Origin of the sequence: Streptomyces sp. NPDC002896, from assembly GCF_040295225.1 — a bacterium.
GTDB lineage: Bacteria > Actinomycetota > Actinomycetes > Streptomycetales > Streptomycetaceae > Streptomyces.
Map to the genome: position 1 here is coordinate 513,437 of NZ_JBEOVA010000001.1, position 14,571 is coordinate 528,007.

The window sequence follows — 14,571 nt, forward strand, 5'->3', positions numbered from 1 at the left end:
AGACGACAAGGGACAGGGGACGTAGGGACGCAGAGGGTCAGGTTCGTATGGGTATGTAGTGGTGCATAACCGGCCGTGCGGGGTGTGCTGATGCGCGGCTCGGTGGACTGATCGCCCGAAGGGGCTGGGGTGAGGGGGACGGGTCGTGCCCGCGGATCAGCGGGTGCGATCCGTGGTGGTGTCGAAGACCTCGTCGCGGGTGGCCGCGAGGGCGGACTGCAGGGCTCCGCACAGCACGGGGTGCTCCGGCATCGTGCTGAGCCTGATGGCGGGTCTGGGTACCGCCAGTTCGGCCAGTTCGGACTGGATCAGGGAGCGCAGCGGCTCCCCTCCGGCGGTGATCACGGCGCCGGCCAGGACGATCAGTTCGGGGTCGACCACCGCGACGATCGCGGCGAGTCCGGTCGCCAGGCGGGTGGCGTACTCGGCGAGCACGGCATCCCCTGCTCCTGGGGTGCGTGTCGCTTCGGCGACCACCGCGGCGGCCTTCTGTGTGAGGCTGCCGCCGGGCGGCGGGGTCAGGCCCTGGTCGCGGGCCAACCGGAGGATGGTCCGACGGCCCGCCAGCTCCTCGAAGCCGCCCGAGTTGCTGCGGGCGACGTTGCGTACCAGCGGCGCTCCGGGCAGCGGCAGGAAGGCGACCTCGCCCGCGCCTCCGGTGGCGCCCCGGTGCAGCCTGCCGCCGATCACCACGGCGGCACCGAAACCCCTCTCACCCCAGAGCAGGGTGAAGTTGTCGCATCCCCGCGCCTCGCCGATGCGCTGCTCGGCCACGGCGGCGAGGTTGACGTCGTTCTCCACCTCGAAGGGGATGGGGCCCAGGGCCCCGCCGAGCTCCTCCAGCACCCGCGGCGAGTGCCAGCCGGGCAGGTGCATGGCGTAGCGCAGATTGCCGGTGGCCGGGTCGAAGGCGCCGGGTGTGCCGATCACCACCCGGTGGATGTCGGTCCGGTGCAGCCCGGCATCCATGACCGCGCCGTCCAGTGCGTGCAGCACCCGCTCGATGGCGCCGTGGGCGCTGCGGCCGGGTGTCGGCAGTTCGTAGGTGCCGACGGTACGGCCGGTGATGTCGGCGACCGCGGCCCGGATGCCTGTGGGTGTGACATCGAGCCCGGCGACCCGGGCGGCGGCGGGGTTCACCGCGTACAGCTGTGCGTTGGGCCCCGGGCTGCCCTCGCTGGTTCCGGTGGCGATCACGAGCCCGGCGGCCTCGAGACGGGCCAGCAGCTGGGAGGCCGTGGGCTTCGACAGACCGGTGAGCTTGCCGATCCGTGTCCGGGACTGCGGCCCGTGCTCCAGCAGGAGGTCGAGCGCGGCCCGGTCGTTCATGGCACGCAGGACGCGGGGCGTGCCCGGCGTACCGGTGGTTCCGGATCCGGTTCCTGCCATGCGTGTCGCCACCTGCCCTTCGGCTGCCCAGCTTCCCAGTGTTCCTGGCCGGAAGTCCATCCAGGATCACTGGGCCCGAGCACTGTTAGGAAAGTTTCCTATCGGTTGGGGAGGAAGGTAGGCCGGGGACGGATCGGGCGTCAAGGCGTCAAAGGAAACCGCCCCCGCAGGAAACGGAGTCGTTACCTGCGGGGGCGGTGGCTCTGGGCAGAGGTGCTGCCCGGTGCGTGCTACTGCACGTCGACGTAGTCGCCGGTGGAGTTCTTCGCCGCGGTGGTGGAGGTGCCCGCGAAGCTGTAGCGCCAGTAGCCGTCGGTGGAGGCGGTGACGGTGGTCTTCAGGGCGCCGGAGGTGCCGGAGGTCACCGTCTTCACGGTCGTGTAGCTGTCGCTGCTCTTGGCCTTGAACTGCAGCGCGACCGACTGGCTGGTGTAGCCGCTGTAGGAGCCGGTCGCCCAGTTGGCGCGCGTCAGGCTGCCGGTCACGGTCAGCGTCGCGCCCTTCTTCACGGGCTCGGGCGAGGCGTTGGTGGTGACCTTGGCGGCGCGCTTGAGGGTGGCGGTGGCCGAGGTGGTACGGCCGATGTAGTCGTATCCGTCGTCGTCGAAGCGGTAGTACACGCCGGCGGACTTCCACGTGGTGGCGTCCTTGGCGTCGTACAGGTCGATCTCCGGGTCGATCGCGATGGTCCCGGTGCAGTTCTGCGTGGTGTCGTCGACGGCGGTGCAGGTCGGTACGTCGCCCGGGAACAGGAAGTTCTCGGCCGTGCCGTAGCTGCTGCCGCGGTAGAGCTCGACGACGGCGGACACGTCGTCGAACTGGACGTCCGCGGTCCGCGTGATGGTGTACGTCACCGGCACCTCGACGGTGGCGCTGGTGCCGACGGTGATGCTCTTGCCGCCGTTGACGACGACGTTGGAGAAGCTGATGTCCGGCGTCAGCGCCTGTGCGGCGGGCACGGAGACGGCGGTCAGAGCCAGAGCGCCGGACACGGCGGCGCCTATGGCGAATCTACGCATGGATCCCCACATTCCAAGTGGGCCCCCGGGCGTTGCGCTCCTGATCAAGGGCCCACTGACGGGCTGACGATAAGGGATCACGAACGTGACGGGAATGCGTGCATCCTGTGAACAGCGTTAATTTTGGGTCTGCTGTGGCGTTGCTGTCAGGTATTGCGACATGACCTGCCATACATGACGGAGGCGGCATCCCGGACATTCGGGGTGCCGCCTCCGTCGTATGTGATCAGCAGCCGCGCTGCTTCTGTGATCAGCAGTCGCGCTACTTTGCCGTGCTCGTCGGCGCGATCGGCGAGGCCGCCTGCGACTGCGGCGACGTCGTCGACGCGTAGGCCGAAGGGGCCGCCATGCCCGCCGTCGGGTCGGCCGCCGCGTCCGCGTCCTCCGGCTGGGCCGGGAGGCCGCCGACGATGCGGATGCCCGCCTCGTCGAACGCCCGCTTGATCCGCCAGCGCAGCTCGCGCTCGACGGACAGGGCCTTGCCCGGCATGGTCTTCGCGGAGACCCGGACGACCATCGAGTCCAGCAGGACGCTGTCGAGGCCGAGGACCTCGACGGGGCCCCAGAGCCGCTCGTTCCAGGGCTCCTCCTTGGCCATGCTCTCGCCGACCTCGGCGAGGATGGCCTTGACCTGGTCCAGGTCCTCGGTGGGGCGGACCGTGACGTCGACGCCCGCCGTCGCCCAGCCCTGCGAGAGGTTGCCGATGCGCTTGATCTCGCCGTTGCGGACGTACCAGATCTCGCCGCTGTCGCCGCGCAGCTTCGTCACCCGCAGGCCCACCTCGATGACCTCGCCGGAGGCCACGCCCGCGTCGATGGAGTCCCCGACCCCGTACTGGTCCTCGATGATCATGAAAACGCCGGAGAGGAAGTCCGTGACCAGGTTGCGCGCGCCGAAACCGATCGCGACACCCGCGACACCGGCCGAGGCCAGCAGCGGCGCCAGATTGATCTCGAAGGTGCTGAGGATCATCAGCGCGGCCGTGCCCAGGACCAGGAAGGACGCGACCGAGCGCAGCACCGATGCGATGGCCTGCGAGCGCTGGCGGCGCCGCTCCACATTGACCAGCAGCCCGCCCAGCGCGGTGCCGTCCACGGCCTGGACGGTGCGGTTCATGCGCTCGATCAGCTTGGTGATCGCACGCCGGATCGCCACTCTCAGCACCGCCGCGATCACGACGATCAACAGGACGCGCAGGCCGATGCTGAGCCAGGTCGACCAGTTCTGCTCGACCCAGCTCGCGGCGTTCGTGGCCTTTTCCTGAGCGTCCTCGAGGGTGACCTTCTGCGGATCCGACGACGATGATCCGGCGGCCGAAAGGACGGACAAGAGCACGGCAGGTACCTCCAGGCGTAGCGGCCTGCCCGGGCCGTCCGGGGACGGCGGTCCAGGTCTTCGGGGACGACGGTCCAGGCCGTCCTGAGACGACGGTCGCACGGTGCGCACCGCTCGGGCAGACACACCACACTAACGGGGCATCGTGTGTGGATCGTTGTGATGTTCGAGGGAGAGACTGTGCTCACCAGGGGATGAAGGAGGTGTGGCGACCGCGCATCCCCGGGTGGTGTGGCCGATGGCACACGACCGCACGCCCGGGAGAGGTGTGGCCGACCGCACACTCCCGCAGGACCATCCCTGGAATCCCTGGCCGAACCACAGGCCGACGGGTTCGAGCGGCACCTGGAGCAGGGGGTGCGGGGAAAACTCCCTCATCCCGTTACCCGGACATGGTGGCGCTTCGACCAGGCATGAGGTCAGACTGACAACAGATCGTCCCGGCGCGAGCCACGCGCCGCCGGCGTACAAGGAGGCATCCGTGCCGCACGTCCTGGTCCTCAATGCGTCGTACGAGCCACTCGGCGTCGTACCGCTCCGCCGCGCGCTCGTCCTCGTCCTCGAGAACAAGGCCATCTGCCTCGAGGAGTCCGGCGCCTTTATGCACAGCGCAACCGTCACTGTCCCCGCACCCAGCGTGGTCCGGCTCAAACGGTTCGTCCGGGTCCCCTACAGGGGGCCCGTTCCTCTGACCCGGCGGGCGCTCTTCGCCCGCGACGGCGGCCGGTGCATGTACTGCGGTGGCGTCGCAACCAGCGTCGACCACGTCATCCCGCGCAGCCGTGGAGGCAAGCACGTCTGGGACAACGTGGTGGCGTCCTGCCGCCGCTGCAACCACGTCAAGGCCGACCGCCACCTGCGGGAGCTCGGCTGGCGGCTACGGCACCAGCCCGCCCCGCCCACCGGCCTCGCCTGGCGCATCATCGGCACCGGCCATAGGGATCCGCGCTGGCTGCCGTACTTGCAGCCGTACGGCGCGGAGGACGCTATGGCCCGGATCGACGGCATCTCTGCCTGACGGATCCGGGCCTTCGCGTTCCCCCGTTCACCCGGGGGCCCATGCCTGGGCCCCCGGCCCCCCGTTCCCCTGCAGGGCCGCGTTACGTGAACCGCAGCTCCGCAGGGTGTACGGAACGCCGCAGCAGCGGCAGCGAGGTGGCCGCGGCCAGCAGGGCGGCGGCGTAGACGGCAACGGGCACGAGCAGCGGCAGTAGGAGCGGGATACGCCCGGCGTCGACCAGGAGGCCGTAGGCGACGTACACGCCCGTGCCGCCGATGCCCGCCAGGAGCATGGCCGGGGCCAGTGGGATCGCGGTCTCCAGCAGCAGCGTCCGGCCCAGGACCTCGTGCGGCACCCCTGCGGCGGCCTGCGCGGCGAGCCCTCTGCGCCGGGTGGCCAGCGACTCGGCGGTGCCGACGGCGAGGCCGCAGAGGCTGATCACCAGGGCCACCAGGACGGCGGCGCCCGCGAGGTTAATGCCGGTCGTGTAGAAGGCCATGTCCTCGGCCGAGTAGTTGCGGTCGTTGTTCAGGACGTCCAGCAGCATCTCCCGTACGCCCACGAAGCCGACCCCGACGACGGCCACCAGCAGTACGGCGGCGTGGGTGCGTGCGGCGGCCCAGGGGTCCGACTGCAGCCGCCCGGCGGCGATCAGCACGGCGGGGCTCTCGGCCCGTGCGGCGAGGACCCTGCCCATGACCCGAGCCGTGGCCCCCGAGACCGCAACCGCGCCCGCCCCGGTCAGCACCACCGCGGCGAACACCCCCAGCGGGAACGCGGCCGTGCCGCGACGGCCCTGGACGACGATCAGTGCCGCAGAGCAGAACACCACCAGCACGGGAACCAGGAGAGCGAGTGCTTCGACCCGGCCGTACGACGGACGCACCCGGCGCACCCAGCCGAGCGGTGAGGCCACCACACGGCGCAGCGCCAGGGCGCTCACCAGGGCGCCCAGCACCGGCACGGCCCCCGCGATCAGCGCGAACGCGGCCCAGGCCGGAGCCGGCGGCCAGTGCCCCAGCCTCCGCAGAAGGAGCACGCAGAACGTCGCGCCGACGGCCGAGCCCATCAGGCACGCAAGGCCCGCCTCGGCAGCGGCGATCCGCCGCACCTGCCAGGGCGTGGCCCCCGCCAGCCGCAGACCGGCCAGCCGCCGGTCGCGGTGCACGGCGCCGATCCGGGCGCACTGGGCCAGGAATCCGAGCACCGGTACCAGCAGGAGCAGCAGCGTCACCACCACACCGGCGCGCTGCCCCGGCTCGTTCAGCAGCCCGTGGGCGTACGAGAGACGCACCTGCCCGCGGAGCGAGGCGACCGCGGCCGCCGCGAGCCCGAAGCCGGTGGCCAGCGCGGCGCCCAGGCCTGTGAGCGCGACACGCCACCACTCGCGGCGGTCGGAGCCGTGGGTCAGCTGCCAGGCGAGCCGGAGGCCGTTCATCATCGGGTGACCTCCTGCGCCTCGAGTTCGGGTACGACGGTGCCGTCGCGCAGCAGCACCTCGCGGTCCGCGTACGCCGCGACCTGTGCGTCATGGGTGATCAGCAACACGGCCGTGCCGGCCTCCCGGGCGGTGTGCACCAGTGCCGTCATCACCTGCTCGCCTGCAAGCGAGTCGAGGGCTCCGGTGGGCTCGTCCGCGAAGACGACCTTCGGGCCGGTCACCAACGCCCGTGCCAGCGACACCCGTTGGGCCTGCCCGCCGCTCATCTCGCCGGGCCGGAGGTCTTCCTGCCCCCGCACCCCGAACCGCTCCAGCCACTCGCCCGCCCGTCCGCGCGCCTCCTTGCGCCCCTCTCCGGAGAGCAGCAGCGGCAGCGCCACATTGTCGAGAGCGGTGAGTTCGGGGATCAGCTGGCCGAACTGGAAGACCACGCCGAACTCCGTGCGCCGCAGCTTGCTGCGTCGTCTTTCGGACAGCTGGTCGAGCCGTTCCTGCCCGTAGGTGACCGAGCCCTCGTCCGGGCGGATGATTCCGGCCAGGCAGTGCAGCAGCGTGGACTTCCCGCTGCCGCTGGCGCCCGTGACGGCGAGGATCTCGCCCGGGTGCAGATCCACCGAGGTGCCGCGCAGCGCCTCGTTCCTGCCGTGGGCCTTCACCAAGCCGCGGGCCGCCAGGAGCGGCACCCCCTTGTCGGTGCTCATGCTGCGTCGACCTCCGCGGTCAGAGTGGTGAGCCGGGCGGCGGTGGCGGTCATCCACCGCAGGTCGGCATCGAGATGGGACAGGGCATAGTCGGCCGAGAGCACGGTCGTGAGATCGGCATCCGATGCGGTCTTGACCGCCGTGAGCTCCCGCATGCGCGCCATGTGCGCGGCTCGCTGCCCTGCCAGATAGGCGGCGGCATCACCCGAGGCGAGGATCGCGACCACGACCTTCGCGAAGATCTCGTTGGCCACGAAGGGAGCGGGCGGAGTGATCTCGCTCGCCCAAGCGGCGAGTTCACGCGCCCCGGCGTCGGTGGACCGGTAGAGGGTGCGCTCCGGGCCCCCGTCGGAGTCGGTGCCGTCGACCTCCGCGAGGCCGTCGCGGACCAGGCGTTGAAGCGTCGTGTACACCTGCCCGTAGGCCAGCGGACGGGCTTGCGGGAAGCGTTCGTCGTGCCGTCGCTTGAGGTCGTAACCATGGCTCGGACCTCCGGCGAGCAGCCCCAGCAGGATGTGGCGGGTGCTCATGGGGAGCAGTATGTACTCAAAATATGTAGTGAGTGAATAGTCTTCGGCGAACAGCTTCCGGAAATGGCTTCCGCGGACCAGGGGAAGCGCCACCGTGAGCGGTCACTGCACGACCGCGTACGCCTCCACCGACCACAGCGAGTAGCCGAAGCGCGTGGCCCTCTTGTCGCCCTGTACGCGGACGAAGCGGGTGCCCGGTGCGTCCAGGCGGACCGTCTCGCGGCCGCCGTGGCCGTCACGCACGGCTGACGCGGTGTGCCATGTCCTGCCGTCCGGCGAGACCTGGATGCGGTACGCCGATGCGTAGGCGTCCTGCCAGTGCAGGACCAGCGCGCCGAGGCGGACCGGGCTGGGCAGTTGCAGCTGCCACCATGCGCCGTCCTCGGCGGGCGATGACCAGCGGGTTTCCGGGTCGCCGTCGATCGCTGCCGACGCTGGGAAGTCCGCGGTCTCGTCGCCCGACGAGCTAGCGGCGGCGCCCCGTGCGAGGTCCGGGCCTCCGGTGGGCGGGCAGGCCCGCACGACGAGAGTGCGCGTCGCATTCCCGAACGTGACGCGGACCGGGTACGTCCCTGCGGGTGTGCCCTCCGGAACCGTGACGTGCAGTGGCACGGTCACCGTTGTGCCGCGCGGCAGCGTCGTCTCCGGCGGAACGCGCACGATGACGCCCTTCGGCGCCCGCACGGTGACCTTGCCCCGGACGTCTGCGGGGCGCCGGGGCGTCAGACGCAGGCTCAGCCGCCGGATGCCGCCGCCGATCACCACGTCGGTCTCGCGGGTGAGCTTCGCGTCGGCGGCGGGGGAGTCGGCGAACCAGGGGACGAGGTGGTCCACACCGCCTCGCCGCCTCAGGGACGTGGCCCCCCGTGCCGCGGGGCCGGTGATCCGCAGCGCGTCGGCGCGCAGCCCGCTCGGCGCAAGCTCCGTCCAGCCGCCGGCCGCCAGCTCGCCGATGGGACGCCAGCCCTGGTCCGGGATGTGCGCCTCCACGGTGCCGGGAGTGCCGGGGGCGGTCATCGCGGTCACCGCGGTCAGCGGGCGCACGCGCGAGAAGCGGACCGTGCGGCCGCCCACGGCCCTGTCCTGCGGGGAGTCCTTCGCCGCGGCCGACTCCTGGCTGAGGCCTGACCACCTGGCGTACGCCTGCTCGGCGCGCCTCAGGAACGGGGCGAGTACGCCCCTGCCCACCGTCACCCGGTCCGCCGTCGCCGCGCCGCCCAGCAGGCCGGGCTCCCGTCCGCCGTCGAGTCGCGCGAGCTCCCGCGCCCCCCGCCAGGCCGCACCGCCGTCGCCGCGCGACTGCGCGACGAGCATGTCGACGGCGGTCTCGCCGGCCGCCCCGTAGCGCGCCAACTGCTCGATCCAGGGCCGCACTTCACGGCTCAGCGCAGTGCCGGACAGGCGCCCCGGCACCTGTCGCATCACCGTGAAGGCGGCGCGCAGCCGCTGCGCCGCCGCCTCGTTCCGCGCGGCGTCCTGCACCGTACGGGCCTGCCAGAACTCCTCGATGAGCGGCCGCAGGTACGCGGACTCGTCGGCGCCCAGGACGGACGAGGCGTTGTTCCCGGCCAGCGCGCGCAGCGCCGCACGGGTCCTCTCGTCGTCGCCGGCGAGGTCGTCGACCGCGGCGAGCCAGGACTCCTGAGGCCGGTAGTCCCGCGGGTTCCAGGCGTAGTCGGCGACCGTGAACAGCGGCAGGCGGGAGGCCGCGGGCTGCGCCATCGCGTTGGCGAGCAGTGCCGCGGAGCCGGTCGCCACGGCGGGTTCGCGGCCGGTGTAGGGGCCGAGGAAGATGCGGTCCTGGGCGTAGTCGTTGACCGGGTAGTTGTCCATCGTGACGAGCGGATGCCGCGAGCCGAACGCCCGCCGCGCCGAGGCGAGTTCGGGACCTGTGATGGTCCTGGGGACGACTCCGACGCCGGTCCACGCCACCTCGACGCCTTCGTCGAGTGCGCCCGACAGCGCTGTGCGGTAGATGGTCGGCCCGTCCTCGTAGTACTCGGTCGGCATCAGCGACAGCGGGGCGGAGCGCGGGTGGCGTTTCGCGAGATGCCGGGCCACCGCGTTCGCCACGCGCGCGTGCGCCTTCGCGGCCGCGCCGGGCCCCGAGCCGAAGACAGCGGCGTCCTGTGCGCAGTGCCACTCGCTGTAGCTGACGTCCTGGAACTGGAGCTGGAAGGCGTGCACGCCCAGCGCCCACATGGCGTCGACCTTGCGGATCAGGGCCTTCAGGTCGCGGTCCGACGACAGGCACATCGCCTGGCCGGGCGCCACGGCCCAGGCGAGCGTCACATGGTTGCGGCGGGCCCGTTCGGCGAGCGCGCGGAAACCGGCGCGCTGCTCGGGCGGGTACGCCTCGCGCCAGCGCGTCTGGCGGTACGGGTCGTCGCCGGGGGCGTAGAGATACCGGTTCTGCTTCGTCCGGCCCATGAAGTCCAGCTGGGCCAGCCGCTGCCGCGTGGTCCACGGTGTGCCGTAGAACCCCTCGGTCATGCCGCGTACGGCGGTGCCGGGCCAGTCGCGTACGACGGCACCGGCGATCCGGCGGCCTCCCCCAAGCTCTCGGCTCCTCCTCGGCTCCGCTCGAGCAGGGGGGACCCCCACGAGCAGGGGGGACCCCCACATCAGCTGACGCAGCGTCTGAACGCCGTGGAACAGCCCGTCATCGCCGGTCCCCGAGATCGCCACGGTGTCACGGCCGCCGACGCGCCCCACGGCCAGCCGGTACCCGCCGGCCGGCAGCTCGCCGCGTTCGGCGGCCACCCCGAGGGCCCGGAGGGTGTTCTCGACATCCGCCGAACCGCCGCGCGGGTGCGCGGCGCCGGGCCTGGCGCTCGTACGGGCCGCCTCCTCGCCCGCGCGGATCACCAGCCCGCGCCCGGCAGGGAGCGCCGCACCGTCCCGTACCTCCGTGATGCGCCGGACGCCCGCCTTGCGCAGCAGGGCGCGCAGGGCCCGAAGCGCGTACGGGTCCGTGCCGACGGGTGCGGCAAGGGTGACGTCGTCGGTGATCGTGGCCGCCGGGCCACGGGGCTGCATCGACTGGGGGAGGGGCCGGACAGCCGGGAGGGACGACTCCGCCGGGCGGTCGCCGGGCGGGACAGCGGGCGGCGCTTCCGGAGGCGCCGTTTCCGCAGCGGAGGGCGCTTCCGGAGGCGAGGGCACCGTCGCAGCGTCCGGAGACGTAGGAACCTCCGCCGCCCCACGCGGTGGAGGAATCGCCGCCGCGCCCCGCGGCGGGGGAACCGCCACGGCGCCCGGCGCACCGGCGCCCAGCGCACCCGCCACGACGGCGCACGCGATGGCGGCCGCTCTCCTGCTGCGCCCCCAGCGGCGGAGCTGCACGGACTCTCTCCTCGTAGGTCAACTGCGTTCGACACGCCGCGCATCGGCACCTTCACAGGCCTCGCGCGATGACAGAGAGCCCACCATTCATGCACGGAGAGTGTCAACGAGCGTGGCCGTTGTGACACGTGTGCCCTCGGGAGTTGCGGTCATGGCGTCGCGCCCACTGGATCAACTCCCGCGCTCGGAACAGAATGTGACCAGGAACACGTTGACCGACCGAGTACGTCTGCGGCCGCGCCCACGGGGTATGGGCTGCCTGACCATGCCTCCCGGCGAAGCCGAGGGGTGTCCGGCCCACGACAAGGAGGCCCTTGTGGCCGCATCGGCGAACCTTCTGCTCTCGGCCCTCTCCAAACCCACGGACCTCGAACTCACGGACCGCGAACCCACGGACCTGTCCGGGGCCGTCCCGGCCCCCGCCCACGCACTGGACGACTGCACCTGCTTCACCGCGGAAGGCGCCTGCGCCGAGGCGCCCCTCACCAGCGAACCGCCCCTCGCGGACGCCGCGCCGCTGACCAGCGAGCCACCGCTCTCCGACGTCGCCCCGCTCACCAGCGAGTCCACCTCCAACGGCGCGGCCGCGGGCCCGGACCCCATGGGAGCGTAGATGCCCCTTGCCCGGCTCGCCGCGCTGCACGGCGTCGCCACCTCGTACTCCCCGTCGCCCGGCCGTACGGTCCAGGCATCGGACTCCGCGGTCGTCACGACGCTGGCGGCGCTGGGCGTCGACGCGAGCACGCCCGAGGCGATCCGGCACGCGCTCGAGACCCGCGAGGCCGAGCTGCGGGAGCGGCTCCTCCCGCCCACGGTCGTGGGCCGGCCGGACCGTGAGCCCGCCGCCCTGGCGGACCTGCCGCCCGGCACGCGCGTGCGGATCGAGACGGAGCAGGGCGAGACCCGCGCATCCGCCACGGGCCTGCCGCCCGGTGTCCACACGCTGCAGGCCACCGCGCCCGACGGCCGCACCGCCCGGGCGCACCTGATCATCGCGCCCGAGCAGTCGCCGGGCCCGGCGGGCCGGACGTACGGACTCCTTGTGCAGCTGTACTCGCTGCTGTCGGAGCGCTCGTGGGGCATGGGCGATCTCGGCGACCTGACCGAGCTCGCCGCCTGGGCGGGCCGCTCGCTCGGCGCGGGATTCATCCAGGTCAACCCGCTGCACGCCGCCGTGCCCGGCCCTCCGACCGACCCCTCGCCGTACCGGCCGTCGTCCCGCCGCTTCCCGGACCCGGTCCATCTGCGCATCGAGGACATCCCCGAGTACCCGTACCTCCCGGGACCGGACGGTGAGAAGGCGCGCGGCCTGCTCGAGCGGGTCGCCGCCCTGCGCGCATCGGTCCTGGAGAAGGGCGCCCTGATCGACCGCGACGCGGTGTGGGCGCTCAAACGGGAGGCGCTGGAGCTGGTCCGGGACGTCCCGCTGGGCCCGGGACGGCGCGCGGCCTACCAAGGCTTTCTCGCCGCCGAAGGGCGGGCGCTGGAGGACCACGCGACCTGGTACGCGCTGGCCGAGGTGCACGGCTCCGACTGGCACACCTGGCCGGAGGGCCTGAAGGACCCGCGCTCGGCGGAGACCGCGCGCGCCCGCGAGGAGCTGCGGGACCGCGTCGACTTCCACAGCCTCCTCGCCTGGCTCACTGACGCCCAGCTCGCCACCGCCCAGCGCACGGCGTATGACGCGGGCATGCCGATCGGGCTGGTCCACGACCTCGCCGTGGGCGTGCACCCCGGCGGCGCGGACGCCTGGGCGCTGCAGGACTACTTCGCGGCGGGCATGACGGTGGGCGCGCCCCCGGACGCGTTCAACGCCCGCGGCCAGGACTGGGGCCTGCCCCCTTGGCGCCCGGACCGCCTCGCCGCCTCGGGCTACGCCCCGTACGGCGACCTGCTGCGCGCCCTCTTCCGGCACGCCGGTGCGCTCCGCATCGACCACGTCATGGGCCTGTTTCGGCTCTGGTGGATCCCGCAGGGTCAGCCGCCCACGGAGGGGACGTACGTCCGCTACGACGCGGAGGCCATGCTCGCAGTCCTGGCGCTGGAGGCGGACCGCGCGGGCGCCATGGTCATCGGCGAGGACCTCGGCACCGTCGAGCCCGGCGTACGCGAGACGCTGCACGAGCGCGGCATGCTCGGCACCTCCGTGCTCTGGTTCGAGCGGGACTGGGACGGCTCCGGAAAGCCGCTGCCGCCCGAGGAGTGGCGCGCCGACTGCCTGGCCACCGCCACCACGCACGACCTGCCCTCCACCGCGTCCCGGCTCACCGGTGACCACGTCGAACTCCGCGCTGAGCTCGGCCTGTTGACCCGCCCGGTCGACGAGGAGCGCGCCGAGGCAGCCGCCGACGTCGACGAATGGCGCGCACTGCTGGCGCAGCTCGGGCTCCTGCCCGGCGGGCCCGGCGACGAGGAGGAGGAAATCCGCGCCGTCCACCGTTTCCTGCTGCGCACCCCGGCCCGCATGGTCGGCCTGTGGCTGCCGGACACGGTAGGCGACCGGCGCCCGCAGAACCTGCCGGGCACCTGGGACCAGTACCCGAACTGGCGGCTGCCCATCGCGGACGCCGAGGGCCGCCCGGTCACCCTCGAGCAACTCGCGGCATCGCCCCGGCTGCACGCGCTGATCGATGTGCTCAGGCCCTGAGAGCGCCCGGAGCGCCCGGAGTGCGTGCCGAGAGAGCCCTGAGAGGGCTCGTACGGCACCCCGGGCGCGCGGGCCGTTCGGCCGTTCGCTACGTTGGCACCGTGGACAAGAAGAACGCCCTGCGCGCCGGCGCCCTGGCCGCCGGTACGACGCTGATGATGCTGCTGATGTCGTCCCCCGCCTCCGCGCTGATCCGCGACGACGGCGATGACCCGGGCCCCGGCCTGAGCGTGGTCGAGACGCTGGGTCTCTATGTCGTGCTGCCCATCGTCATCTTCCTGGCGATCGCCGGCCTCGTGATGCTGGGCGACAAGTCCCGCAAGCAGCAGAAGCAGGGCTGACACCAGGGCGACCAGGGCCTCAGCCCCGCCCGACACAGCTTTCGTCGAGGGCGCCCCTTTCTGCGTACACAGCGCGAGGGGCGCCCTCGACGTGTCTCCAGACCCGGCCGCGCTGCCGTCCTACGGCTCCTCCGCCGTGAGGTAGCGCTGCACCGTCGGTGCCAGCCAGTCCACGATCTCCTCGCGGCTCAGCGCGGCGGCGCCCGGAAAGCGCAGCACGTAACGGGTCAGGGCCATGCCCAGGATCTGTGACGCGACCAGTGCGGCGCGGGCCGGAGCCTGCCCCTGATCGGGGCAGGCCTGCCGGACGACCGGCAGCAGCTGCTCCTTGAAGATCCCCTGCATGCGCTCGGCAGCCGCAGCGTTGGTGACGCCCACCCGCAGCAGCGCGGTGAGGACCTCGTTCTCCTCCCACAGGTCGAGGAAGTGGCTCACGAGCGTCCGGCCCACGTCCTTCAGGGGCGTCCCTTGCAGGCCCGGAAGGTGCAGGTCGAAGGCGCAGGCGGCCGCGAAGAGCCCCTCCTTGCTGCCGTAGTAGCGCATCACCATCGACGGGTCGATCCGGGCGTCCCGGGCGATGGCGCGGATGGTGGCGCGTTCGTATCCATCGGCGGCGAAGCGCTCGCGTGCGGCCGTCAGGATGGCGGTGCGGGTGGCGTCGGAGCGGCGTGGGCGCCCGGACGCGCCCGGGTCGAAGAGGCTGGCTGCGGATGCGCTTTCGGACATGCCAACAACCGTAGGCCAACACCTGTTGACAGTCCATAGCCGGAGTCGTACGTTGGCCAACAAGCGTTGACCAACAGGCGTTGGCATCAGGAGGCC

Annotated in this window: 12 protein-coding genes; 4 read left to right on the forward strand and 8 right to left on the reverse strand. The window is 72.4% G+C overall.

What is annotated here, in order from left to right; translation table 11 throughout:
* Nucleotides 1–156: 156 nt before the first annotated feature.
* From ABT009_RS02120 to ABT009_RS02130, 3 genes are all read right to left on the reverse strand, one after another.
* On the reverse strand, nucleotides 157–1,389 hold the full coding sequence (locus tag ABT009_RS02120; RefSeq protein ID WP_351288491.1) for an ROK family transcriptional regulator: 1,233 nt from the start codon (nucleotides 1,387–1,389) through the stop codon (nucleotides 157–159).
* 230 nt (nucleotides 1,390–1,619) lie between these two features.
* A complete protein-coding gene (locus ABT009_RS02125) occupies nucleotides 1,620–2,408 on the reverse strand; it encodes a hypothetical protein (protein WP_351288493.1) in 789 nt (262 codons plus the stop codon).
* A gap of 262 nt (nucleotides 2,409–2,670) precedes the next feature.
* On the reverse strand, nucleotides 2,671–3,744 hold the full coding sequence (locus ABT009_RS02130) for a mechanosensitive ion channel family protein (RefSeq protein WP_351288495.1): 1,074 nt from the start codon (nucleotides 3,742–3,744) through the stop codon (nucleotides 2,671–2,673).
* Between the two features lie 481 nt (nucleotides 3,745–4,225).
* Here ABT009_RS02130 and ABT009_RS02135 point away from each other — a divergent pair, with 481 nt between their 5' ends.
* Complete coding sequence (locus ABT009_RS02135; RefSeq protein ID WP_067273458.1) at nucleotides 4,226–4,762, forward strand: HNH endonuclease; 537 nt, start codon at nucleotides 4,226–4,228, stop codon at nucleotides 4,760–4,762.
* An 82-nt stretch (nucleotides 4,763–4,844) separates the two neighbouring features.
* On the opposite strand, the gene ABT009_RS02140 is transcribed toward ABT009_RS02135, so the two are convergent.
* The 4 genes from ABT009_RS02140 to ABT009_RS02155 all read right to left on the reverse strand — a co-directional run bounded on the left by ABT009_RS02140 (nucleotide 4,845) and on the right by ABT009_RS02155 (nucleotide 10,455).
* Nucleotides 4,845–6,185: an FtsX-like permease family protein gene (locus ABT009_RS02140; RefSeq protein ID WP_351288497.1), complete on the reverse strand. Its 1,341-nt coding sequence runs from the start codon at nucleotides 6,183–6,185 to the stop codon at nucleotides 4,845–4,847.
* On the reverse strand, nucleotides 6,182–6,886 hold the full coding sequence (locus tag ABT009_RS02145) for an ABC transporter ATP-binding protein (protein WP_351288499.1): 705 nt from the start codon (nucleotides 6,884–6,886) through the stop codon (nucleotides 6,182–6,184). The genes ABT009_RS02140 and ABT009_RS02145 overlap by 4 nt, the downstream gene beginning before the upstream one ends.
* Nucleotides 6,883–7,416, reverse strand: coding sequence for a PadR family transcriptional regulator (locus tag ABT009_RS02150; protein ID WP_351288501.1), 534 nt, complete (start codon nucleotides 7,414–7,416; stop codon nucleotides 6,883–6,885). Before ABT009_RS02150 ends, ABT009_RS02145 begins: the two co-directional genes overlap by 4 nt.
* 102 nt (nucleotides 7,417–7,518) lie before the next feature.
* A complete protein-coding gene (locus tag ABT009_RS02155) occupies nucleotides 7,519–10,455 on the reverse strand; it encodes a glycoside hydrolase family 84 protein (RefSeq protein ID WP_502989797.1) in 2,937 nt (978 codons plus the stop codon).
* 622 nt (nucleotides 10,456–11,077) lie between these two features.
* Between ABT009_RS02155 and ABT009_RS02160 the strand changes: the two genes are divergently transcribed.
* The 3 genes from ABT009_RS02160 to ABT009_RS02170 all read left to right on the forward strand — a co-directional run bounded on the left by ABT009_RS02160 (nucleotide 11,078) and on the right by ABT009_RS02170 (nucleotide 13,749).
* Entirely contained in the window at nucleotides 11,078–11,374 is a 297-nt protein-coding gene (locus tag ABT009_RS02160) for a hypothetical protein (RefSeq protein ID WP_351288621.1), read from the forward strand.
* Nucleotides 11,375–13,408 carry a 4-alpha-glucanotransferase gene (malQ, locus tag ABT009_RS02165; protein WP_351288505.1) on the forward strand — a complete coding sequence of 678 codons (2,034 nt, stop codon included), beginning with the start codon at nucleotides 11,375–11,377 and terminating at the stop codon, nucleotides 13,406–13,408.
* A gap of 101 nt (nucleotides 13,409–13,509) precedes the next feature.
* Entirely contained in the window at nucleotides 13,510–13,749 is a 240-nt protein-coding gene (locus tag ABT009_RS02170) for a hypothetical protein (protein WP_351288507.1), read from the forward strand.
* Between the two features lie 120 nt (nucleotides 13,750–13,869).
* Here the strand turns inward: ABT009_RS02170 and ABT009_RS02175 are convergent, their stop codons facing one another.
* Complete coding sequence (locus tag ABT009_RS02175; RefSeq protein WP_351288509.1) at nucleotides 13,870–14,475, reverse strand: TetR/AcrR family transcriptional regulator; 606 nt, start codon at nucleotides 14,473–14,475, stop codon at nucleotides 13,870–13,872.
* Between the last annotated feature and the right edge of the window lie 96 nt (nucleotides 14,476–14,571).

Bases quoted from the DNA above. Each gene is read 5' to 3' on its own strand.
- ABT009_RS02120 (WP_351288491.1), bottom strand. From the start codon at position 1,389: ATGGCAGGAACCGGATCCGGAACCACCGGTACGCCGGGCACGCCCCGC.
- ABT009_RS02125 (WP_351288493.1), bottom strand. From the start codon at position 2,408: ATGCGTAGATTCGCCATAGGCGCCGCCGTGTCCGGCGCTCTGGCTCTG.
- ABT009_RS02140 (WP_351288497.1), bottom strand. From the start codon at position 6,185: ATGATGAACGGCCTCCGGCTCGCCTGGCAGCTGACCCACGGCTCCGAC.
- ABT009_RS02145 (WP_351288499.1), bottom strand. From the start codon at position 6,886: ATGAGCACCGACAAGGGGGTGCCGCTCCTGGCGGCCCGCGGCTTGGTG.
- ABT009_RS02150 (WP_351288501.1), bottom strand. From the start codon at position 7,416: ATGAGCACCCGCCACATCCTGCTGGGGCTGCTCGCCGGAGGTCCGAGC.
- ABT009_RS02155 (WP_502989797.1), bottom strand. From the start codon at position 10,455: ATGCAGCCCCGTGGCCCGGCGGCCACGATCACCGACGACGTCACCCTT.
- malQ (WP_351288505.1), top strand. From the start codon at position 11,375: ATGCCCCTTGCCCGGCTCGCCGCGCTGCACGGCGTCGCCACCTCGTAC.
- ABT009_RS02175 (WP_351288509.1), bottom strand. From the start codon at position 14,475: ATGTCCGAAAGCGCATCCGCAGCCAGCCTCTTCGACCCGGGCGCGTCC.